The organism is Pseudomonas sp. 05L36 (genome assembly GCF_056398125.1).
In genome coordinates this window covers 173,784-196,400 of the sequence record NZ_JBFTOU010000003.1, presented here as the reverse complement: position 1 = coordinate 196,400, position 22,617 = coordinate 173,784, and the positions used below count along the sequence as shown (strand labels likewise).

Below are 22,617 nucleotides of genomic sequence, written 5' to 3'. Positions count from 1 at the left end.
CACACGGGATCACGGCAGGTGGCACCTCAAAGGCCAGCGTCTCTCAAGCGTTTGGCATGCTGGACATACAGTTCGATCGGGTCGACACCTGTGCGCAACTGGCCGGTCGGTTGACCAATGGTGTCCAGATGATCCAGCGCATAGTCGGAGCGGATAACCGTACCCAGATGGGAACTGAAGCGACCGACCAACCCGTCGTTCTGCTCGCTTTCCGTGACGAAATAACCGGAAAGGGCCCGGCAGAACGCGTTGAGCGGATCGAACGCATTGAGCCCTGCTTCGAGAACATTCGACTGCAGCACGCCGCTCCACGAGTAGTAACGCACACCGTTGACCCGTTCGCGCCCCTTGCCACCCCAGATGGTGGGCAGCCCTTGCGGGTATTTGTCGTTGAATGCGCCTACGCCTTCGGTGGTCAGCGCATTGAGGGCCGCAATGGCGTTTTTCGGTTGGTACTGATTATCGCTTAATGCTGCCAGGAAGTCGGTGAACAGGGTCACCACCGTCTCGGCCACCTGTTCCGGCAGACTGCCTGGTGTCAATGCCTTGCGCAGGAAATCGGCCAGTTCCGAACCATGATTCGGCCCGCTGACGGAGGTCACCGACGCCACGCTGTGTGGCGCGATCGCTGCGGCATAACGTGCGGTCAGTGCGCCCTGGCCATGACCTATGAGGTTGACTTTGCGTGCACCGGTTCCTTCAAGTACCCGCTCGATCTGCGTGAGCAATTGGTCACCGCGTACCTCGTTGTCATGGGTGGCCGACAAGTAGGGGACGAACACCCTTGCTCCGGCGTTCCTCAGCGCCTGCCTGATGTCGTGAAAGAGTTCGAATTTGCCGATTCTTTCGAAGCCGAAAAGGCCGTGGGCCAGCAGTATTGGATAACAAGTGCTTGCATTCCTTTGCATGTTCATACCTTTGCACAGAAGTTCGTTGGGACTGCATGGCGTTTCACTCTAAAACACTCGTGGTTGGCGCGATGTATGAAAAGTCCGCCGAAACTTGCGGAAAGCGGAATAGAACAAGTGCGAATGCTCAAGAGCGGCTGAGGCCTTAGTCGGAATAAACTGATGACTTTTCACGGCAATCAGGTTGCTGCTGATCAAAGACCTACTTCGTATGTATCGATTTTCCGAGTGAGCCGGGGTGAGAGGCCGACATCGCGGCTGTTTGCCGTGAGGTTAAATAGTCGTCATCCAAAGCCGGCCACCTGTTCGGTGTTTATTCCAAGGACTGGAGCGAATGAATGACTGTTTATGAACCCGATACCTTGAATCTCGCGCAGCAACCATTACCACCTCCAATTCTTGAACAGGCGGAAAACGGCGTTCTGAACCCCTCTGACAGAAAAGCCGTCATCAGGGTCCAGCCTTATCCGGGCATGACTTGCGGCGACAAATTGCTATTGAGTTGGGCGGGTCTGGATGCTGATGGCGTCGCCTGCAATCATCAGGTCGCGCGGTTTGTCACTGAGGACCGGGTCGGCGAGGACATGATCTTTGCCGTGGTTAGCGCACATATAGCGACGCTTGACGGTGGTTCACTCGAAATCAGTTACTCACTCACGAGCACCCGTTTTGCCGAGCCCTTGCACTCCCACCGTTTGCAACTGAGTGTGGGTGATGTGCAATCCGACCTGTTGCCTGCGACAGTGAACGACGCGGTGGGTAGAACGCTTGATCCGGATCGGGTGAAAGAAGGGGCGATCGTTACGATCAAACCCTATGCACGCATGGCGGCGGGCGACTGGGTATTGCTGGCCTGGGCTGGCGTTTCGGTCGAAGGAAGTTTCAGTGATGCACTCAAGGTCGAGTCCTTTGCTGTGGGGGAGGAGCTGTCGTTTTGGGTCAGCCCGGAGTGCATTGCGTCGAATCTGGGCTCCTCCGTTTCCATCGATTATTGCGTCAAGCAAGCAGGTCAGGGGCCTCGTTACTCTGAAGTGACGGCACTGATGGTTGACATCCTGGAACGGCGACCACTGCCAGGGCCCATTGTGCTGGAGGCCGACGAAGGTTGGGTGGATCTGCATGATGCACAGGATGGCGTGACTGTCGTCATCGAAAACGCCAGGGCTGATAAAGGTGAACTGATTTACCTGAGATGCGACGGGGAGAAATTCAATCACTGTAACGAGCGCGAAGTAACCAGAGACACTGCGGGCGAGCCGTTGGTGTTCATCGTTCCCTACCGGTTCTGGAGGGAGCATCGAGATTCCGCGATCCGTGTTTCCTATTCAGTCGAGCGCCTTGACGGCACCCGCCAGCAATCCGGAGTGACACTGGTTCAGGTGCAGTCCCTGATGGGGCATTGATTGCCATTTGCCCTCCAGTCTTCGCATGAAGGCCGGAGGGCGAAAGGATGATGCCAATTATCGGGCGTTGTTTGATGCCCGCAGCCGATCTGCTGCATCAAGCAACAGTCGTTCTGTCCCGGTCCAACCGAGGCAGCCATCAGTCACTGACACACCGTATTGCAATGACGAACTCAACGGCTGGCAGCCCTCTAACAAATGGCTCTCGATCATCATGCCGATCAGCGAACGGTCACCTTGCAGACGCTGTTCAAGTACATCCTTGAACACGGCTGGCTGGCGCAACGGGTCTTTGCCGCTATTGGCGTGACTGCAATCGACCATGATTCGAGCCGGAATTTTGAGCCTGGTCAGGTCGCTGTTTACCTGGACAACGCTGGCGCTGTCGTAGTTCGGCCCGCGATGGCCGCCGCGCAATACCAGGTGAGTGTCCGCATTGCCCGGGGTTTGAATGATCGCCGGATGTCCCTGGCTATCGACACCGAAATGGCGATGGGGATGGGCGGCGGAACGCATGGCGTCGCTGGCGACACCGACACCGCCGTCAGTTCCGTTCTTGAAACCGACCGGCATCCCCAGGCCGCTGGCCATTTCCCGATGGATCTGCGACTCCGTGGTCCGGGCGCCAATCGCCACCCAGCTCAACAGATCGTCGAAGTAGCCGGCCGCCATCGGTTGCAGCAGTTCAGTGGCAACGGGCAGGCCCAGGCGGAGCATTTCGCACATCAGCTCGCGGGATAGCGTCAGGCCAGCGGCCATGTCATCGCTGCCATCCAGGTGTGGGTCGTAGGCCAGGCCTTTCCAGCCAACCGTGGTACGGGGTTTTTCGACGTAGGCGCGCATCACCAGCAGCATTTCGTCGCTGACTTCGGCGGCGAGGCGGGCAAGGTTGCCAGCGTATTCGAGGGCTGACTTGGGATCGTGTATCGAGCATGGGCCGACGATGACCAGCAAGCGGGAGTCTTCACCGTTGAGGATCGCGCGAACCGCCTGGCGGTGGGCGGTGACTTGCCGGGACAGGGCATTGCTGAGGGGTAATTGCTGTTTGAGTTGCAATGAGCTGGGCAGGCGCAGGGTCAGCGCTTCATTGGCAGGGCTCATGGTGGACAGCGGCAGTGCGGAGACGGACGAGTTCATATTCAAGGCTTCCTGGGCTGGTGGCGGGTTCGTGCCCGCGCGCTCGGCCCTACTGGGGTGTTCGACAATTGGCCAGATTGGCTGCGTGTGTGTGCTTGCCACCTGTGGGTGACCGATCGGAGGCGGCAGGCTGTCCCGAGCGGAGGGTGGTAAATCGCCAGGCGGTAAAACTGTCGTAACGGTAATCAGTGGCGTAGTTCATGTGCTGAATCCTCTAAATGTCTGGTGTGTGGCTAAAAGTGTTGGGACTGAAAAAAACAAAACCCCCGGTCGGGAGGCCGACCGGGGGTTGAGAATTCTCTGGTGGCGACCCGTTTAAAGTGGGCGCCGTGTGGGTATCAGGCGCGCCAGTGGCTAAACCAATACCCAAAATAAAAGCTGACCGGAGCACAACCGTCGTTCACCCGGGCAGCCGCAACCGAGCGCAGGGCGCTGGCGGTACGAGGCTGTAAGAGGGTGTTGAACATGGTCTGTCTCCGATGGATGGGTTGAGCTTACTAGAGGCCGGTACGCAGATTCAATCAGAAAATGCTATCGGCCAACGACCCCGCTTTCTATCGCTTGAGTGCCCCGAAGGTTGTGACACACTCTGCGCCTCAACAAAAAACACATCGTCACAAGGACGCCTCATGACGGTACTGTCCCTCGCAGTGGAGCTGGAATGATGGAGCGTCAATGGCGTCCGGCATCGCCTGATGACCTGAAGTTCGCCCGCGAACTGACCTGTAGTGGCATGCTGCGCTACTACATTCAGCATGATCTGCTGTGGCAGGACGAGGCGTTTGATGTGGCCTGGGCAGGGCGCGACAACCGGTTGATCGTATGCGGCGAAAATGTCCTGGGTTATGTCAGTCTGAGCCGTGATGCCAGAGCCTTGTACATCCGCGAATTGCATATTGTCGAAGCGTTTCGTGGGCAGGGCACTGGAACCTGGGCGATCGATCAGGTGCTGGCTCTGGCGTGCAAGGAGCGGCGTCCGGCGTTGCGCCTGACGGTTTTCGAAAACAACCCGGCGCAAGCGTTGTACGGGCGCAAGGGATTAAGGGTGGTGGGCAAGGACGAATGTTTCTTGAGGATGCAGCTGGATTTCTCCGATCGGGATTGCTGCAACACGCTTGCAACAAGCCTTTCAAGATGAATTGAAACTTTTAATCTGATGCTTTCCGCTAGGTCTGCCAGATGCTTTTTGCTAAGGTGTCTGGCAATCCAATAAGACCATATTGCGAGGTGTCTGCTTGATTAGGGTGCTAGTAGTCGATGACCATGATCTCGTTCGTACAGGCATTACACGAATGCTGGCTGACATCGATGGCCTGCAAGTAGTCGGCCAAGCCGAGTCGGGAGAGGAATCCCTGCTCAAGGCGCGTGAGCTGAAACCCGATGTGGTGCTGATGGACGTCAAGATGCCGGGTATCGGCGGTCTTGAAGCCACTCGCAAATTATTGCGCAGTCATCCGGATATCAAAGTCGTCGCGGTGACCGTGTGTGAAGAGGACCCGTTTCCTACGCGGCTGTTGCAGGCAGGGGCGGCAGGGTACCTGACCAAAGGGGCGGGTTTGCCGGAAATGGTCCAGGCCATCCGCCTGGTATTCGCCGGACAACGCTACATCAGCCCGCAAATTGCCCAGCAGCTGGCGATCAAGTCCTTCCAGCCCACCAACGATTCGCCTTTCGATGCCTTGTCGGAGCGGGAAATCCAGATCGCGCTGATGATCGTCGGCTGCCAGAAAGTACAGATCATTTCCGATAAGTTGTGCCTGTCCCCGAAAACCGTGAACACCTACCGTTACCGCATCTTCGAAAAGCTTTCGATCAGCAGTGATGTCGAATTGACGCTGTTGGCGGTTCGTCACGGTATGGTCGACGCCAGCCTCTGAAAATGAACGACACCTTTGATCCAAGCGCCTTTCTGTCGACCGTTAGCGGGCGCCCCGGCGTGTACCGCATGTTCGACAGCGAAGCGCGGTTGCTCTACGTCGGCAAGGCGAAAAACCTCAGGAATCGCCTGTCGAGTTACTTTCGCAAGACCGGGCTCGCCCCCAAGACCGCCGCACTGGTAGCGCGTATCGCCCAGATCGAAACGACGATCACGGCCAACGAAACCGAAGCCTTGCTGCTTGAGCAGACGCTGATCAAGGAATGGCGTCCGCCCTACAACATCCTGCTGCGCGACGATAAATCCTACCCCTACGTCTTTCTCTCCGACGGAGAGTTTCCGCGACTGAGCATTCATCGCGGCGCGAAAAAGGCCAAGGGTAAATATTTCGGTCCTTACCCGAGCGCTGGCGCGATTCGCGAAAGCCTGAGCCTGCTGCAAAAGACGTTTTTCGTTCGGCAATGCGAAGACAGTTTTTACAAGAATCGCACCCGTCCTTGCCTGCAATACCAGATCAAGCGCTGCAAGGCGCCCTGCGTCGGGCTGGTGGAGCCCCAGGTGTATGCGGAAGATGTGCGCCACTCGGTGATGTTTCTTGAAGGGCGCAGCAATGCTCTGACAGACGAGTTGTCCGCCGGGATGGAAGAGGCGGCGATCAATCTCGAGTTCGAACGAGCAGCCGAGTTGCGGGACCAGATTGCGTTACTGCGCCGGGTTCAGGATCAGCAGAGCATGGAAGGCGGGACCGGGGACGTCGATGTGATTGCCGCCTTCGTCAACCCGGGCGGTGCCTGTGTTCACTTGATCAGCGTGCGGGGCGGGCGGGTACTGGGAAGCAAGAACTTCTTCCCTCAGGTTGGTATTGAAGAAGACGTTAGCGAAGTCATGGCCGCATTTCTCGGCCAGTATTTTATCAGCAGTCCTGAGCGCGACTTGCCAAGTGAACTGATCGTCAATGTGGTCCACGACGACTTTCCAACACTGATCGCCGCCATCGACGAGTTGCGCGGTCGTGAACTGACCATCAGCCATCGTGTGCGTGGTACGCGGGCGCGCTGGCAGCAATTGGCGGTGACCAATGCCGAGCAGGCACTGAGTGCGCGCCTGGCGAATCGTCAGCACATTACGGCACGCTTCGATGCGCTGGCCGAGGTGCTGAAGCTGGATGAGCCTCCTCAACGACTTGAGTGCTACGACATCAGTCATTCCAGTGGCGAGGCGACGGTGGCGTCCTGCGTGGTCTTCGGCCCCGAAGGCCCGATCAAATCCGATTACCGCCGGTATAACATCGAGGGCGTTACGGCCGGCGATGACTACGCGGCGATGCATCAGGCGTTGACCCGACGCTTCAGCAAGCTGAAGGACGGGGAGGGCAAACTGCCGGATATCCTGTTGGTGGATGGCGGTAAAGGCCAGTTGTCCATGGCTCGCGACGTACTCGATGAATTGGCCGTACCCGACCTGATTCTGCTGGGCGTGGCAAAAGGCGCGACGCGCAAGGCCGGTTTCGAAACCCTGTACCTGAACGACGCTGCACATGAGTTCACGTTGCGCGGCGATTCTCCCGCGTTGCACCTGATCCAGCAGATTCGCGACGAAGCCCACCGGTTTGCCATCACCGGGCACCGCGCCCGGCGTGGAAAAACCCGTCGGACGTCTACACTGGAGGGCGTCGCCGGCGTCGGACCCACACGTCGGCGGGATTTGTTGAAACATTTTGGTGGATTGCAGGAGCTGTCTCGTGCAAGCATCGAAGAAATTGCCAAAGCCCCCGGGATCAGTAAAAAGCTCGCAGAGTTGATTTATGCAAATCTGCACAGCGAGTAGAATGCCCCCTCACCTCGTAGCCAGTTGTGCCGATGAATATCCCTAATCTGATTACCGTTCTACGCGTTCTACTCATACCGATCTTCATTTTGCTGTTCTACCTGCCTTACCAGTGGAGCTACCTGGCCTCCGCCTCGGTCTTCGCATTCGCTGCCGCCACCGACTGGCTGGACGGGTACCTGGCCCGCCGTCTGGAACAAAGCACACCGTTCGGGGCTTTCCTCGATCCGGTTGCCGACAAGCTTATGGTTGCGGTTGCACTGGTACTGTTGGTGCAGGAACACGGAAACCTGTGGCTCACGCTGCCTGCTGCCGTGATCATCGGTCGCGAGATTGTCGTCTCGGCGCTGCGCGAATGGATGGCCGAACTGGGTGCTCGTGCCCACGTCGCCGTATCGAACCTGGGCAAATGGAAAACCGCCGCGCAAATGCTGGCGCTGGTGATCCTGCTGGCCAATCCCAAGGAATTCAGTTTCTGGGTCTTGCTGGGCTACACCTTGCTGATGGTGTCGGCTGGCCTGACTTTGTGGTCGATGGTCCAGTACCTGCGGGCTGCCTGGCCACATCTGAAGACCGACGTTGAAAAGAAATAAAACTTTTTTGAATCAAAGGGTTGACGGGGCTTCTGGATTCTATAGAATGCGCCACACCAAGACGCGGGAATAGCTCAGTTGGTAGAGCACGACCTTGCCAAGGTCGGGGTCGCGAGTTCGAGTCTCGTTTCCCGCTCCAAGTTTGTACGCATTTGATGTCGCGCTACTAGACACCAAATGTTTTGAGGCCGAGTAGCAAAATGGTTATGCAGCGGATTGCAAATCCGCCTACGCCGGTTCGATTCCGACCTCGGCCTCCACTAATAAACGAGCTCCGTAGATCTATGATTTACGGAGCTTTTTTATTTGCAGTAGCCTGCAAGATTTAGTCTTGAAAAGGGTATTTGCGAACTTGCTTCACCGGGGCGGGATGTATATATTTCCACCTCTGCTGCACAAGCGTCAGAACTGCCAGATCGTTATTTGACAGAACCTGGACGCTTCACCGCGCTACCGCCCGAATGGCGAAACTGGTAGACGCATGGGACTTAAAATCCCCCGCTCGTAAGGGCGTGCCGGTTCGATTCCGGCTTCGGGCACCATCTTTCATTCCACAGAGCGCTTTTGAGTTCTTTGGAAGCCTTGAAAAACCTGCCTTCTGGCGGGTTTTTTCATTTTTGCATTCCGTCGGAATCTTGCCCATTCTTCTGGAATCCAGTCATTTAGAGGGTAAAGTTAGGGGTAGTCTTTGGTTCGATTAAGGATAGTACCCTTATGTCGCGCACAACTGCTCCGCTTACCGACGCTGCTTGCCGTTTAGCCAAGCCAACAGACCGTCCCTACAAGCTTTTCGACGGCGACGGTCTCTATCTCCTAATCCAACCCAATGGCCGTAAAGGCTGGCGTCTCAGATACGTAAAGCCTGACGGCCGGGAGGGGTTGACCTCCCTCGGCAGCTATCCTGTGATTGGTCTTGCCGATGCGCGCCAGAAGCGTTTAGATGCGAAGCGGATGCTCGCAGACGGCATTGATCCCGTTGAGAACAAGCGTAAAGCCAAAACGGAAAATGCTGTCAACGGCCGTACCTTTGAAAGCGTTGCGTTGGACTGGCACAAGAACATGTCGGCCAGATGGACACCCGACCATTCCAAGAATGTGTTGAACCGTCTGAATAACTATGTTTTCCCGTTTATCGGTGCTCGCGCGATTGCTGGCCTCGATACCTATGACCTGATGCAACCTTTGGAGGCGATCAGAAAACGAGGAACGATTGACGTCGCCTTAAGGGTACAAAGATACCTGCAAAGTATTATGCGTGAGGCAAAACGCCTTCGTCTTAATCCGATAGACCCTGCGTACGATCTTCAGGGCTTGATCAAAGCGCCACGAGTCTCCCATCGGCCTGCATTGCCCCTGTCACGCATGCCTGAATTACTGGCACGAATCAATGCCTACAAGGGCCGAGAGCTGACCCGGCTAACGCTCATGCTGTCGTTGCACGTGTTTGTTCGCTCGAGTGAATTACGTTTCGCCCGCTGGAGCGAGTTTGACCTCAAGCGTGGCGTATGGGAGATCCCGGATACTCGGCCGGAGCTGGAGGACGTACGCCATTCAACGCGGGGGACGAAAATGGCGGGCGATGTTCATCTTGTGCCTTTATCGCCGCAAGTTGTGGCCGTGCTTGAACAGATCCGCACCCTCACTGGCACATTCGATCTCGTATTTGCTGGTGATGCCAGGGCCTGGAAGCCGATGTCAGAAAACACCGTGAACAAAGCGTTGCGCACCATGGGGTACGACACGAAGACAGATATTTGTGGTCACGGATTCCGCTCAATGGCCTGTAGCGCACTGGTCGAGTCAGGTCTGTGGTCTGAAACGGCCATCGAAAGGCAAATGAGTCATAGAGAGCGCAACAGCGTTAGAGCCGCCTACATTCACAAGGCAGAGTTTATTGAAGAGCGTCGGTTGATCATGAACTGGTGGAGCCGGTACCTTACGGCGAATCTTCGGGAGCATGTCACCCCTCATGAGTTTGCGAATCGGGCCGACGAGAATGTCACTCGGTTAAAAGTAAAACGTGGCGCAATGAAGTAGGTGTACCGGTAATGCTTCGTTGGGGGGCGATTAAAAGGTCGTTCGCCAATTGATGTCCTCACTCCGGATAATTTCGACGTGACCACGCGGTTCGTGTGCAGTGCCCTGGGCTCAAGCTGAGGTGTTAACTTCGAGCGGTGGCAAAGGATGTTACCGTTACAGTTGAGTGCTTCTGATGGACGTTTGTTGTTCTTCGAGTTGCCACTGGAGGGCTGGACTTCACATGCCACCTGAGGCATCGGGAGAAACTCGAAAAGTGACGGTCAGCATCTGATTTCTACGGGCTAATGATCACGATATGCTGCTTCTACCATTGAATAACCCGCTTGATCTGGTCGCATTGTTGGGGGGGGGCAATCTATTTTTCGATTTAAGAGCTCGGAGTGCAGTCGTTGAGTAAAAAGATTTATAGAGCTTACCTGGCTGCTTTTTTCAATTGACTCAATATGGCCTGCAGCGTCGATATTTTACTGATGTAGGGGCTTTATCATCAGTGGTCGCGCATTGTGTGGATGCGCGACCGGTTATGATTTTAATTTAACGCAGTTGGAGTCATGTGGTTTTAAGTTGGGTGTACTTGTCGAAAGAGTGTAGCGAAAGATCTCGACCAAACCCAGACTGCTTGCCACCACCGAATGGAACAGCAACGTCCAGAGCATCCATGGCATTGACTGAGACGGTTCCCACATTTAGTGCATGAGTTGCGAGGGCTTCGTCGTAATCCGCCAAGCCCCTAAATTACTTCTCGAGCTCAGGGCTATTTAAGACCCATATCAACCTTTCACTGGTTGGGCTGAGGTACTAGAAAAGCATTTTTCAGATCGACACTCTCCGCCATCGTCTTGTTGCCAGCATCGCCGGGATGCAGGTGGTCTCCCGAATCAATCAGCGGCAGTAGGCGAGTGGGGTGTTCAGGATCGCGGGTCAACAGATCGAAGTCGATCACTGCGTCGAAGGCGTGACTGGTTCGTATCCAGTGGTTGACTGCCTGGCGCAGTTGTTCTTTTTCCGCGCTGTGATAATTCTTCACGATCGTTCCATCCAGGGCGCCTTCGAAGGGCATCAGCGTTGTTCCAATGATGCGAATGTTGTTCAGGCGTGCTTGATCGATCAGTTGACGATAGCCAGCAATCAATTTTGCCTTGGGCGGCACGAGCCTGTTAGGTTCGAAGGAACTGCCCGGCCAACTGATGTCATTGATACCGAGCATCAGAATCACCGTTTTTACCCCGGGTTTGGCCAGCACATCCCGCTCGAAACGTGCCAACGCGCTGACCCCCATGCCATCCTCGAGCAGGCGAGCCCCGGAGATGCCGGCATTGAGTACAACGAGTTTCTGTGTGGTCAAGCGCTGCGCGAGGAAGTCCGGCCAGCGTCGATTGCTGTCCAAAGTCGAGCCGTTGCCATCGGTAATGGAGTCGCCGAGCACCACAAGTGCATGGGTGTCGAGCGGTGCATCCACCAGAATGTCACTGAGAAACAGCCGCGCCTCCACGTGCTCGCGGCCTTCCAGCCGCTGAGCGTCGAGCTGTTTTCCTGGTGTGATGAATGCCGTTTGCTTGCCATCCCAGTGGAAGGTCGTCAACGGCGTGCGCTGTGGCAGATAAAGAGAGATTGCAAGCTCAGCGAGTACCGGCACTGCCAGTTCTATCGGGTCACTGATCCGCGTTTCGCCCGCAGCGATGATGACCTGCTCCTGATCGCTGAACGTCAGGGTGTGCCCGGAGCCCGCGCGAATGTGATCGACACCTTCTACAATGGCGACACGCGCGGCACCGATGACCAGCGGTTGCTTGCCATATTCATTAGAAACCACCACGCGTACCCGACTACCGCCGCTACTGATGCGCACTTTTTGGTGGATCGTGCTGTCAGTCAGTGTTTCAGGAGTTCGCGTGGGCAGCGGCAACTCATTGCCCCAGGTGGGTTGAGGGCTGGCCATCCAGGTGGTGACCCAGTTTTCCGCTGCCATGACAGGGCTTGCGGCAAGCAGGGCAGTCAAAGCGAGAGGCAACGGTATTCTAGAGTGAAAGGCCTTCATCCAGGTATGTCCTTGGGCGGTAATGGTTCAGGAAGGCCAGATTGCTCTATTCAAAATGGGTGTGGTAGAAGGGGAAATCCCATACAACCCATTCCTGAATCGAATACCCATGGACAATCTTAAAGCGATGCAGTGTTTCGTACGCGCCGTCGAGCTTGGAAGCCTGTCATCTGCCGCGCGTGAGTCGGGCAGCACTCAGCCCACGGTCAGCAAGCTGATCGCCGCCCTGGAGAAGCAATTGGGAGCCCGTCTGCTGATTCGTGGCACTAACGGGCTGACACCTACCGAACCGGGAAAGCGTTTCTACGAGCGTGCCAAAGGCGTGCTGGAGGAGTACAGCGAAGCTGTTGCAGAGGTGCGCGGTCTGACCGAACGCCCCGAGGGGTTTCTACGCATCAACGTTCCAGTCAGCCTGGGGGTGTTGCGTTTGAATGGGTTGCTATTGTCGTTCATGGAGGAGTACCCGGCCATTGAAGTGGAGCTGATCCTCAATGATCGTTTCGTCGACCTCACTGAGGAAAATGTCGACCTGGCTCTACGCTTGGGGGGCACATTGCCACCGAACGCCGTCGCCCGACACATAGCGACCTCACCGCGATATCTGGTGGCCGCACCTGAATACCTGCGTCCCCATTCCCCGTTGAAAAGCCCGGCCGACCTGAGTGAACACAATTTCCTGCGGTTTGCGTGGTTGACCGCAGGCGATCGTCTGGAGCTCAGTGGCCCCCTTGGGGAGCAGGTAAGCGTCACGACTCAGGGGCGCTATCGAACCAACAGCTCATTGGCCATTCGCGACGGTCTTCTACAGGGCGCCGGGCTTTGTATCACCCCGGCCTGGCTTGTCAGCGACCTGCTTGAATCAGGGCAGTTGGTGCGTGTTCTGCCTGAGTGGAGCGGCCCGCCAAACGACGCTTTTCTGATCTATCCGGAGCGCCGCTACCGCCCTCTGCGCACGCGATTACTTATGCAGTATCTGGCCGAGCGGGTGGGGCAGTTACCAGGGTTTATGCCCTAGCTAAAACCTCTATCGACGCGAAACCGGTTGTATCACAGAGCGAGAGGTGTACGGGCTCTTACGTCAAGGAAAGCGCCAGCTCGGCGAGTCTACCTAAGCGTGCGGATCTCGAATGTGCCGTCGCCTGCATTGAAAAAAGTCGGAAAAAGCCCGTTGACACTCCTAAATTCTTACACGTAGGATCAGGGCTCTTCAGGGAGCAACAACCGGGTCAGGGAATGACTGGTCTGCCGTAATGGCATGCGTGCCACAGGCACGTCCTTCGACAAGACTTCCTGCATTTGCTGTAGGAAAGCATCCTGTTATCTGGTTGTGATTTGCCCTTGATCTGGGGGGCTAGTTTTCATTTTATTTGCGAAAGACAGCGCTACCTCGAAAGGGGCGCCTCAAGCGATCTGTTGAACATTTTGCTGTGTGCAAGCCTGCCTCTGCGTTACCTATTCAACCTTACCGACGCAGCCGCTGTGCTTGCATCGAACTTTTGAAGCGGCAAGTCAACTATTCACAAGGAACTGAATATGTTTGTTCGTAGCATCCGAGATGTCGAGAAAACCGATTTTTTCGTCGAGTGGGGATCCGGCACCAGCCACCGCCTGCTGACAGAGCAGGACGGAGTCGGCTTCACCATTTGCCACACGGTGGTTCGCGCCGGTACGGAATCGCTGCTTCATTATCGCAATCATCTCGAGGCTTGCTATTGCATCGGTGGTGAGGGCGAAATCGAAGACATGGAGGGCACCATCCATGCAATCCGTCCGGGAGATATGTACGTTCTGGACAAACATGATCGTCACTATCTGCGTGGTGGCAAGTTCACGGACCTTATTCTGGTCAGCGTTTTCAATCCTCCCCTCGCAGGCACCGAGCGCCACTCTATAAACAATCAGAGTGCCTCTTCGTACTGAGTTCCGAAATGGACTGCCTGCTCGACGGGCCAGTCGTTTCCAACCAACGAGTAACGAGACGACAGGGGCTTTTTCAGTCCTGTTGAGTGACTGTGCGGAGTTGATGATATGAAATTGTTCAGGCCGTTGCTTCAGCGGCCCGTAGCCTTGCTGTGGGGAGGGTTGGCGCTCTCTTCGATCGGTGACGAACTCTTCGCGATTGCCATCGCCTGGATGGCGGTGCAGATCGCCGGAACCGATGCGAGCTGGCTCAGTGCTTTGCGCGGTGCCGCTGCGTTGGCAGGTGCTTTGCTGGGGGGGATATGGGCAGAGCGCTGGGACCACCGTCGCACGATGATCGGTGCCGACCTGGCGCGAGCGGGGCTGGCCTTGATTCCGGTGCTGGCTTGGGGGCTCGGCATCATGAGTCTGTGGATGCTGGCGGTGCCGCTCATGCTCATGATGATCGTCAACTCGTTGTTCGAGCCGGCGCTGCGCGCCAGTCTGCCGCGCATTGTCGCGGCGCCGGACCAGTTGCAATCGGTCAACGCGCTGTTCGATGCGATCATCCGGGTCGCCCGGGTGATCGGGCCAATGCTGGCAGCGGCGATTACGCTGCTGATTCCGATCGAGCATCTGTTTACCCTGAACAGCATCACCTTCCTGATCTCCGCGTGGGCGGTCATGAAGCTGGGCAAAGCGTTGCCGCGCCAACCTGTCAAGGCAACAAGCCGGCGTGCCGGATTTACCGCCGGTTGGAGAAGTCTTGCGGGACGCCGCCAGATGCAGGCGGTGTATGTGTGTGCGGGACTGGGCAATGTTGCCTGGAGCGTGGGTATATCGATCGGCATGGCGCTGGCCGTCGTCAAATACGATATCCAGGGATTCGGCGTACAGGGTTTTGCTGCCTACGGCCTGATCATGGGGGCATACGGGGCAGGGAACCTGATCTCCATTTTTGTTGTGGGCAATCTGCAGATCCACCGCTTGTATCACGGGTTTACCTTCGGCTCCGTGGTCAACGGCTTGGGCATCGCGATCATCGGTGCGGCCGTGCTGTACCTGCCACCGGAACACGTCCTGACGGGGATGATGGTTGGCGCAAGTCTTGCGGCACTCGGCGGGCCACTGATCGACATCTCATTCATTCTGCTCATTCAAACCCGGTTCAGGCAAAGCGAAATCGCCGGGCTGGCAAGGCTGCGCTTTGCCACGCTGGGTGCGTCGATTCTGATTGCCGGTGCCTGCGGTGCTGCGCTGTATGCCCGTTTTGAAACCGGCCTGGTGATTGTCGGTGCCGGGATTTTCGAAGTGATCGTGGGGGCAATTGTGCTGCTCGTCCCCAAGGACAACGAAGCCGTACAGGCGAACAGGGAAGACGACTCTTCGTCGTCAACCTTGGCGGATGGCAGCGAGGTGGCCAGATGAAACAGTTCCATGACTATGTAAAAGACCACGCCGAGCGAACACCGGACAAGATTGCGCTGACCATCAGTGGCCGAAAGATCACCTACGGAGCGTTGGACGAACTCGCCTGCGTGGTAGCCCGGCAGTTAGTGGGCACGGGGATGACGACGAGTGATCGGGTCGCACTTCATGCACCCACTTCCATCGAAACCATTGCCTGTGCGCTGGGCGTCATGAAAGCCGGATTCGTCCTGGTGCTGATGCATTACGGTATCGCCGCCGAAAAACTGATCCATCAACTTAACGATATCAAGGCAAAGACCTTGATCGTACCGGCAAGTGCCAGCCTCGATGAGTTGACCGGGAAGGTCCATTTACAGTTCGTCTTGCACATGGGCGATTGGCACACCAGCCGATTTGCCGGGTTGAATGAAGCGTTCCCGGAGTGTGATGGGGGGCTTGAGGGCAGTGAAGTCCGCGTCATCTTTCACACCAGTGGTTCGACGAAAGACTCGAAAGGCGTGGCGGTCAGCAACAGCAATATGATGGCGGCCTACACGGCGGTTTCCAGTTATCTGGGGGACTTCGCAGATGCGGTCATTCTGAACTTCTCACCTCTGCATTTTGATTACGGCTTTTACAACATCATGATGCCGTTGCTCGGCGGTGGTCATTCGGTTTCCGAAAATGCACTGCCTGAGCAGCCGGAGCACTTGCTCGATTTGATTCAACGCCGAGGCATAACCGGGATGCATATTCTGCCGCCCGCCATTCACTACCTCTTGCAGGCCGACCCCGACACGTTTCAACCGGAAAAAATCAAATCCCTGAAGTACATTGCCAGCAGCGGGCAAGCGTTGCCTCCCAAGCATATACAGCTATTGCGAGCGCTCCTTCCGGGCGTTGCCGTTTACTCCATGTATGGCCTGACGGAGTGCAAGCGAGTCGCGTATTTACCTCCAGAGCAACTTGATCAACGCCCCGGCTCGGTGGGTAAGGCGATTGCCGGGGTTAACGTATTCCTGGTTGACGATGCCGGGCAACTGATTACCCGGCCTGATTGTGTGGGAGAACTTGTGGTCGCGGGTGATTTGGTCATGCTCGGTTACTGGAACAAACCAGAACTGACCCGCCAGGTCGTTAAAAACAATCTGTTCGGTGAAGCGCGGGTTTACTTCACCGGTGACCTGTTCAAACGGGACAGTGAACAGTATCTCTATTTCGTCGGTAGAAAAGACAACGTATTTACACGGCGGACTTTTCAGGTGAACCCCCGGGAAATCGAGCATGTGATCGTCGCTCATGAAGCCGTGAGCGAAGCGGTTGTGATCCCCGTCCCTGACGAAGTGGCCGGTCAGGTTCCGAAGGCCTGCGTGGTATTGAAAGAAGGCCATGAGTTGTCCGCTGATGCGCTCATCCAGTACTGCGCCACGCAGCTGGATTGGTACATGGTGCCCGCCATTGTCAGTTTTCATGCGGCGTTGCCCCGCAACCTCAACGGCAAAACCACGGCGCATCTCCTGGCCGCCGGCGCTATCGCAATTTAATAAACACTTAACGCGTAAATGGAATTACGGAAATGACCACAGATTCAAACCCTGCGTTTGTCGATTCTGCGATGAACAAACTGGCCGATTATTTTGACGATCTGGCAAACGGAAAGGTCCAGGTGCCCAGGCAGGCTGTGACAACCAGAATTCGTGAGCGTATCCAGGACGATGATGTCAGGGCCTACCATGATTTGCTGGTGACGCAGACGGGGCCGCTTTTCTCGCACTTCCTGGCCAGTGTGCCGGGGATTGTGGAAGAGCTTTCACGCATCGGTGTGGCGCTCGACCGATATACCCGTGAGCGACGAAAAAAAGACGATCGAAACTTTTCCCTGTGGGAAATCGATGCGTTTGACGGGAGCAGTGCAAGGACCCTGGCGAAGTATTCCAATGGGGCCATCAGAACCCTGACCAATTCTCCGAACAAGGCCAACCAGCAACATTTCGACGCCCACACCGACAAGGAAATCTCTGCATTTTATTCGGGGTCATTTCTTCAGATCACAGAGGATATCGTGGCGGACGCCTTAGGCGTCGACTCGCTGTTTTGCGGAGTCGACTACCTCTATGAGATGGCGGCCTTTCAATTCTATGGCAGAAACAGGGATGAGCACCTGAAGTTCGTTTCCCGCTTTTTGCGAGAGGATGGCCTCGCTTTCTTTCTGGAAAAATGCAATCAGAGCGACATCCAAGAGTATGAGCGACGGGAGCGGGTAAAGGACGAACAGCACAAATCTCATTATTTTTCCGAGGCGCAGATAGCCTGGAAAAGGGAGGCCATGTTAGTGCAGATGGAAAACGGTCAGATCCTTTTCTCTGATTTCGTCGAAGCCGCGTCCCGCTATTTTTCTCATATCTATGTCATCTGGAACGGCACCAATTTCTATGAGTTTGTCGCGTCCAATGACGAAAACTGCATCCGCAGGTTCATCGAACTGCTAGGCGAACCCTTTATCCCCGAAGGGTTCTGCTTCGAGTCTCCGGTTGTCAGGAAACTTTGTCCCTAATGCTGATTGTCGAGGTAACGAAGTTCATGGACTGGATGGCTAACCTGTCATTGGAACATCATGAAACCTGCGATCGCGCGCGAAAACTGCTTGGCCGGTGGCGGGCCCGTGCCGCTGAAACCGAACAGGCTCGCTGTGTTTCGCAGCAGACGGTGGAGGAATTACTTGCAGAAGGGCTTATGCAGTTGTTTGTGCCTGGACGCTATGGTGGGCTGCAGCGCGATTGGCCAACCCTGGTTGAAACCTCCCGAATTGCCGCACGCGCTTGTCCGTCGACCGGTTGGATGATAGGTCTGGTGGGCAGCCATGCGGCGATTGTCGGGCGGCTTCCTCCCACCTGTCAGGAGCAGGTCTTTGCCGATGGCGCCGGGCAAATCATTGCGACTGCTTCCGTGTCCAAAGGGGTCTCGATCCTGAAGCAAGACGGTGGTTTTCGTATCGGCGGAACCTGGCGTTTCAGTTCAGGGATCGATCATGCCAACTGGGTGATCGTGTCCGGCAAGGATCCTCGTGGCGCATCGTTCGGCCAAACGCTGTTGTTCACGCTCCGCACGGATCAGGTTCAGATCGAGGATGTCTGGCACGTTGCTGGAATGTGCGGTACCGGATCAAAAGACCTGCGGCTGGATGATGTCTTTGTGCCGGATGCTTGGGTCGTCTCGCAATCCGAGTGTTTCGGCCCGGCACCGGCAGGCGCCAGGCACAATCCGGACGGCTACCTGTTTGATGTGGAGTTCATTCCGTATCTGGGCAGTCTGCACATCGGCCCGGTGCTTGGCTGCGCGGAGGGGGCCTACGACGACTGCATTGCAGCACTGCGAAAGCATGAACCCACGAAGGAGGGCGGGGCATTAAAGGCTCGGCCAATATGGCTGGAGCGACTCGCGGAGAGTGCTGCGGAGTTGAGCTGCGCCAGACACCTTTACCAAGCCATTACCTTTTTACTCCATAGCGCAGGTGTCGCCCGCAGGTCACTGTCTCTGCAAGAGTTGGTCACCCTCAAGCGCGATCGTGCGTATCTGATTCGGTTGTGCGTGCAGGCCGTGCAACGGCTGGTGTGGCAAATGGGGACTGCGGCGATTTTTGATGCGAGTCCGGTGCAACGGCACTGGCGTGACATTCAGGTGATGGCGTCCCATATGGATGTGAATTGGGATGCCGCCATGCTTGCTTATGGGGATTTTGTGCTGGATCCGCGCCAAGGTGATGCATTAGCGAGAACACTCTGAATTGCGCACTGGGGCGAGAGGGTGATCCGTCCCGGTATCCGACATTGCTTCGCGCGTACACAACGCTCGAAATCCTTGCCGAAAAGAAGATTCTTCATTACGGCCAACTGCTAGATATCGTACAGCCTGAGAGGTAGAACGCTTTGTTCGGATCACACCGAATCCGCGATGTACTCACGCAGCCATTGATGCGCGGGGTCATGATGGGAGCGCTCATGCTAGAGCATGGCTATCTTTTAACTGGAACCCTCTAGTGCGTTGGCAAGACACAGCGCCTCATCGCTCAACGACTTGCAGAAGGCATCGACGAAGATAGAGGAGGGCCGATAATCAGGCCTGATCAACATAACGCGATAGGGAATGGACACATTGATCGGCCGAATGGCCAATCCTCTGCCTGATTCCTCCACGGCGGTCAAAGGGTTGATAATCGCCACCCCCAACTGTTGCCTGACCATGGCACAGACCGATGCGGCGTTGGTTGTTTCGATGACGGTATGCCGTTCGACTCCGGCCTGGCGAAAGTGCTCATCGAGCGTCTGACGATAGATGTCCAGACCCGAAAAGTTGATGAAATCGACACCGCGAAAATCTTCCATTACGAGCCGCGGCCTGGACAGCAAAGAGTGACCCTCTGGCAGTATGCAGACCATGTCGGAACAAAAGAGCAATTCCCCTTGGGTGCCTCGAGGTACATGCTCACCCTCGGTCAATCCGAGGTCGTAACGCTGGGCGCTGAGTGACTCTTCCAGTAAGGGGGATTCCTGTGCAGCAATGCTCAAGCCTATGCCGACATGCTGTTGCTGAAAGTGCTTACAGACCTTGGGCAACAGCGTCTGGGAAAACAACGGAACGCAGGCGACGCTCAGTTGGCCATGTTCGAAGCGACGGATCGACTGTGCAACGCTGTTGATTCGTTCCAACCCGATGTAGGAACGTTCAACTTCTTCGAGCAGCATAATGGCCTGAGCCGTCGGTACCAACCTCCCTCCCTCTCGATCAAACAGCCGAAGGCCAGAGATGCTTTCAAGCCGCGCCAGTTCCCGACTGACCGTGGGTTGGGAAGTAAATAGTAAGCGGGCCGCTCCGGTGACGCTCCCCGCCTGCATGATGGCGCGGAAGACTTCGATATGCCGTATGGAAATTCCCACACCTGGCCTCCGTCAGTTGATCAAGGCCTATATCAAAACTGAATCGACTAGCAAAGAATAGATATTTTATTGAATGCTGAATGGTCGACATGATGGCTTCTCTCTTTACTTCAGATTGAATACCTCCATGCCCAACCATTCCGTTTTCCAGCAATTAGCCGAGACTGCGAGACAGCACGGCACCCCGCTCTGGTGTTATGACGCGCAGACCATCAGGGCACGCATCGACCAACTGCAAGGCTTCGATGTCATTCGATACGCGCAAAAAGCCTGTTCCAACCTGCATATTCTCCGGTTGATCCGCGAACAAGGCGTGCGGATCGATGCCGTATCACTGGGTGAAATCGAGCGGGCGCTGCTCGCTGGATACAGCCCTGCCGGCGACCCGGCAGGCATTGTTCTGACTTGTGATCTGTTCGATGAAGCGACATTGCGACGCGTCGTCGAACTGAACATTGAGGTCAACACCGGCTCGATTGATATGCTCCGCCAATTGGGCCAACAGTCTCCCGGCCATCGCGTCTGGCTGCGGATCAATCCAGGGTTCGGCCATGGCCACAGCCGCAAGACCAATACCGGTGGTGAAAACAGCAAGCATGGGATCTGGCATGACCAGGTTCAAGAAGCGCTCAGCGTGATTCGGCAATTCGGGCTGAAGCTGGTGGGATTGCACATGCATATCGGTTCAGGTGTGGATTACGCGCACCTTGAGCAAGTGGGCTGTGCCATGGTCTCGGCCGTGAGGGCACTCGACCACGATATCGAAGCTTTCTCCATAGGCGGGGGGCTTTCCACGCCTTATCGTGTGGGGGATGAACCGGTGGATATCCAGCGTTATGCGAACGCATGGCGCCAGGCCAGACAGGACATCGAGGCTTTTCTCGCTCACCCGGTACGGATGGAGATCGAGCCCGGTCGCTTCCTGGTAGCCGAGTCAGGCTATTTGGTTACCGAAGTCCGCGCGGTCAAAAAAGTCGGTAGCCAAAACTTCATCCTGGTGAACGCCGGCTTCAATGACCTGATGCGGCCAGCCCTCTATGGCGCCTATCACCACATGACCTTGCTGGACTCCCAAGGTGTCCCGGTCAGTCGTCCGGAGCACCTCTGTGTAGTGGGAGGTCCCCTGTGCGAATCCGGCGATATTTTTACGCAGGATGAACAGGGCGTCACACCCCGTTTGTTACCTGAAGCGCAGGTTGGCGACTTGCTGGTCATGCACGATACCGGCGCGTACGGCGCCTCCATGTCATCCAATTACAACAGCCGCACACTGTTGCCGGAAGTGTTGATCGAGCAAGGGCAAGCTAAATTGATTCGACGTCCCCAGCCGTTGTCGGACTTGCTGGCCTTGGAGTTGGGGCTTTAAAGCCAAGTGGTGATCGAAACCGATCTATCAATGCGCTGCGAATCTCTCCATGCTTGCGCCCCCCCCTCATACAACGCGACACCTGCGCTTCCTGCCGTGCAAAAAGGCGGAACGGGAAACGAAACTCACATCTAGCGTCGCGTTCCAGTCGTACCATTGGAAAAGCTCAATGAGGGTACACATAGAGGTAGAGAAATTTTCGAACTTAAAATTTTCCTTTATTTTCAGCGACAAAGAAGAAGGTTCGATTCAGACTTCACCATGAATATCAAGGGCTTGCGTGAGATACCTCATGCAGGCCCTTAGTTTTTTATTGCCGCAATTCCTATTTTGTAGACGTCACCTTCTTCCCTTTGCGGTGGCGGATGTATTGCTTAGTCATCACTACGGTGGTGTGACCAAGCTGGTCCATTACCTCCCGGATGTTGCCGGTTGACTCAGAAACTGCCCCGTCCTCGGATCGAAGTGGCGCACGAAGTGAACGTGCCTGGAACCGAAGGGCTGGTCGCTGACCCCGGGCCCTCTGATCACCTTGACGCTGTTCATCCGGTGGATTGGTATGAAGTGCCGGTTATCCATTGGTACGAAATGCCGGTTGTGCATTGGCACGAAATGCCGGTTTCCCATATGAAACGGGCCCGTGTGGAAATGGTGGAATTGCCCGCATTGCTGTGGCTGCCCACTGACCAGAACGGTCGGGTGAGGATTTTGACCGAGGCCGCCACCGCCGATTGCCTCCAGGGAGAGGCTGCTTGCCAAAAGCCCCGCGACCAAGAGCAGGAGCTGCTTGAAGATACGCATAGCGCCACCTCCGACGGTCCCCCTGCACTAAATTATAGAGCGTCATGGACCCCGGCCTGGCCTTGGCGCTGAAGTAGACATCTAACCAAACGACGGGTGAGCAGAAAGTAATAACCTATAAACTACCTTCTAATTCATTGTGTTACAGAGCGGATGTCCTAATTTTTACCATATCTCGGCACGACCCCGAAAAGATGCCGCAAAAAAATCTCAAACCACTGGGTATAAGGCTTGTGGCGGCGTGCCTCGGAAAGAATTGAGGCTGAAACAGGTGTAAACCTATTTCAGGACTAGACACTCTGCAAAAACCAGCCTCTGCTCCAATTCATCACGTTACGCATCCGAACGGACTACCCGGTCATGCTCACGCAAAAAGAATCACCTC

The 22,617-nt window shown here is 56.0% G+C and carries 18 protein-coding genes, 3 tRNA genes and 1 pseudogene; 17 read left to right on the top strand and 5 right to left on the bottom strand.

The annotated features are described in order from the left end of the window. Positions 1 to 26 precede the first annotated feature (26 nt). Positions 27 to 908, bottom strand: coding sequence for an esterase/lipase family protein (locus tag AC1DKH_RS04650; RefSeq protein ID WP_477797557.1), 882 nt, complete (start codon positions 906 to 908; stop codon positions 27 to 29). A 338-nt stretch (positions 909 to 1,246) separates the two neighbouring features. On the opposite strand from AC1DKH_RS04650, the gene AC1DKH_RS04645 reads away from it, so the two are divergent. After that, positions 1,247 to 2,311 carry a hypothetical protein gene (locus tag AC1DKH_RS04645; RefSeq protein ID WP_477756368.1) on the top strand — a complete coding sequence of 355 codons (1,065 nt, stop codon included), beginning with the start codon at positions 1,247 to 1,249 and terminating at the stop codon, positions 2,309 to 2,311. A 57-nt stretch (positions 2,312 to 2,368) separates the two neighbouring features. Here the strand turns inward: AC1DKH_RS04645 and AC1DKH_RS04640 are convergent, their stop codons facing one another. Then, complete coding sequence (locus tag AC1DKH_RS04640) at positions 2,369 to 3,448, bottom strand: 3-deoxy-7-phosphoheptulonate synthase (protein WP_477797556.1); 1,080 nt, start codon at positions 3,446 to 3,448, stop codon at positions 2,369 to 2,371. A 664-nt stretch (positions 3,449 to 4,112) separates the two neighbouring features. Between AC1DKH_RS04640 and AC1DKH_RS04635 the strand changes: the two genes are divergently transcribed. The 8 genes from AC1DKH_RS04635 (at position 4,113) to AC1DKH_RS04600 (ending at position 9,781) form a co-directional block, all read left to right on the top strand. After that, a complete protein-coding gene (locus tag AC1DKH_RS04635) occupies positions 4,113 to 4,586 on the top strand; it encodes a GNAT family N-acetyltransferase (RefSeq protein WP_477757092.1) in 474 nt (157 codons plus the stop codon). Between the two features lie 97 nt (positions 4,587 to 4,683). Further along, the gene (gacA, locus tag AC1DKH_RS04630) at positions 4,684 to 5,325 is read left to right on the top strand and encodes a response regulator transcription factor GacA (RefSeq protein ID WP_008015884.1); all 642 of its coding nucleotides are present in this window, start codon (positions 4,684 to 4,686) and stop codon (positions 5,323 to 5,325) included. Between the two features lie 2 nt (positions 5,326 to 5,327). Then, positions 5,328 to 7,151 (top strand): excinuclease ABC subunit UvrC, encoded by a 1,824-nt coding sequence (gene uvrC, locus AC1DKH_RS04625; protein WP_477797555.1) that lies wholly within the window; start codon positions 5,328 to 5,330, stop codon positions 7,149 to 7,151. A gap of 32 nt (positions 7,152 to 7,183) precedes the next feature. Beyond that, positions 7,184 to 7,744 (top strand): CDP-diacylglycerol--glycerol-3-phosphate 3-phosphatidyltransferase, encoded by a 561-nt coding sequence (pgsA, locus tag AC1DKH_RS04620; RefSeq protein WP_477756494.1) that lies wholly within the window; start codon positions 7,184 to 7,186, stop codon positions 7,742 to 7,744. Positions 7,745 to 7,807: 63 nt separating this feature from the next. Further along, a tRNA-Gly gene (locus tag AC1DKH_RS04615) sits at positions 7,808 to 7,883 on the top strand. A gap of 47 nt (positions 7,884 to 7,930) precedes the next feature. Further along, positions 7,931 to 8,004: transfer RNA gene (locus AC1DKH_RS04610), tRNA-Cys, on the top strand. Positions 8,005 to 8,199: 195 nt separating this feature from the next. Beyond that, positions 8,200 to 8,286, top strand: a tRNA-Leu gene (locus AC1DKH_RS04605). Positions 8,287 to 8,458: 172 nt separating this feature from the next. Then, on the top strand, positions 8,459 to 9,781 hold the full coding sequence (locus AC1DKH_RS04600; RefSeq protein WP_477797554.1) for a tyrosine-type recombinase/integrase: 1,323 nt from the start codon (positions 8,459 to 8,461) through the stop codon (positions 9,779 to 9,781). A 552-nt stretch (positions 9,782 to 10,333) separates the two neighbouring features. Here the strand turns inward: AC1DKH_RS04600 and AC1DKH_RS04595 are convergent. Then, positions 10,334 to 10,474 (bottom strand): annotated as a pseudogene (locus AC1DKH_RS04595) (aldehyde dehydrogenase family protein); the annotation flags it as partial. A gap of 88 nt (positions 10,475 to 10,562) precedes the next feature. After that, positions 10,563 to 11,822: an SGNH/GDSL hydrolase family protein gene (locus AC1DKH_RS04590; protein ID WP_477797553.1), complete on the bottom strand. Its 1,260-nt coding sequence runs from the start codon at positions 11,820 to 11,822 to the stop codon at positions 10,563 to 10,565. Positions 11,823 to 11,931: 109 nt separating this feature from the next. On the opposite strand from AC1DKH_RS04590, the gene AC1DKH_RS04585 reads away from it, so the two are divergent. The 6 genes from AC1DKH_RS04585 to AC1DKH_RS04560 all read left to right on the top strand — a co-directional run bounded on the left by AC1DKH_RS04585 (position 11,932) and on the right by AC1DKH_RS04560 (position 18,914). Continuing rightward, on the top strand, positions 11,932 to 12,837 hold the full coding sequence (locus tag AC1DKH_RS04585; protein WP_477760448.1) for a LysR family transcriptional regulator: 906 nt from the start codon (positions 11,932 to 11,934) through the stop codon (positions 12,835 to 12,837). A 518-nt stretch (positions 12,838 to 13,355) separates the two neighbouring features. Then, positions 13,356 to 13,742 carry an ectoine synthase gene (locus AC1DKH_RS04580; RefSeq protein ID WP_320390690.1) on the top strand — a complete coding sequence of 129 codons (387 nt, stop codon included), beginning with the start codon at positions 13,356 to 13,358 and terminating at the stop codon, positions 13,740 to 13,742. Positions 13,743 to 13,850: 108 nt separating this feature from the next. Continuing rightward, on the top strand, positions 13,851 to 15,149 hold the full coding sequence (locus tag AC1DKH_RS04575; RefSeq protein WP_477756636.1) for an MFS transporter: 1,299 nt from the start codon (positions 13,851 to 13,853) through the stop codon (positions 15,147 to 15,149). Then, complete coding sequence (locus AC1DKH_RS04570; RefSeq protein ID WP_477797552.1) at positions 15,146 to 16,675, top strand: class I adenylate-forming enzyme family protein; 1,530 nt, start codon at positions 15,146 to 15,148, stop codon at positions 16,673 to 16,675. The genes AC1DKH_RS04575 and AC1DKH_RS04570 overlap by 4 nt, the downstream gene beginning before the upstream one ends. A 32-nt stretch (positions 16,676 to 16,707) precedes the next feature. After that, positions 16,708 to 17,685 carry a class I SAM-dependent methyltransferase gene (locus AC1DKH_RS04565; protein WP_477797551.1) on the top strand — a complete coding sequence of 326 codons (978 nt, stop codon included), beginning with the start codon at positions 16,708 to 16,710 and terminating at the stop codon, positions 17,683 to 17,685. Further along, positions 17,685 to 18,914, top strand: coding sequence for an acyl-CoA dehydrogenase family protein (locus AC1DKH_RS04560; RefSeq protein WP_477760450.1), 1,230 nt, complete (start codon positions 17,685 to 17,687; stop codon positions 18,912 to 18,914). Before AC1DKH_RS04565 ends, AC1DKH_RS04560 begins: the two co-directional genes overlap by 1 nt. Positions 18,915 to 19,150: 236 nt before the next feature. Here the strand turns inward: AC1DKH_RS04560 and AC1DKH_RS04555 are convergent, their stop codons facing one another. Beyond that, complete coding sequence (locus AC1DKH_RS04555; protein WP_477797550.1) at positions 19,151 to 20,065, bottom strand: LysR family transcriptional regulator; 915 nt, start codon at positions 20,063 to 20,065, stop codon at positions 19,151 to 19,153. 127 nt (positions 20,066 to 20,192) lie between these two features. Between AC1DKH_RS04555 and lysA the strand changes: the two genes are divergently transcribed. Together lysA and AC1DKH_RS04545 are read left to right on the top strand one after the other, a co-directional pair. Continuing rightward, positions 20,193 to 21,431, top strand: coding sequence for a diaminopimelate decarboxylase (lysA, locus tag AC1DKH_RS04550; RefSeq protein ID WP_477797549.1), 1,239 nt, complete (start codon positions 20,193 to 20,195; stop codon positions 21,429 to 21,431). Between the two features lie 432 nt (positions 21,432 to 21,863). Then, positions 21,864 to 22,304 (top strand): hypothetical protein, encoded by a 441-nt coding sequence (locus AC1DKH_RS04545; protein ID WP_477797548.1) that lies wholly within the window; start codon positions 21,864 to 21,866, stop codon positions 22,302 to 22,304. Positions 22,305 to 22,617 lie beyond the last annotated feature (313 nt).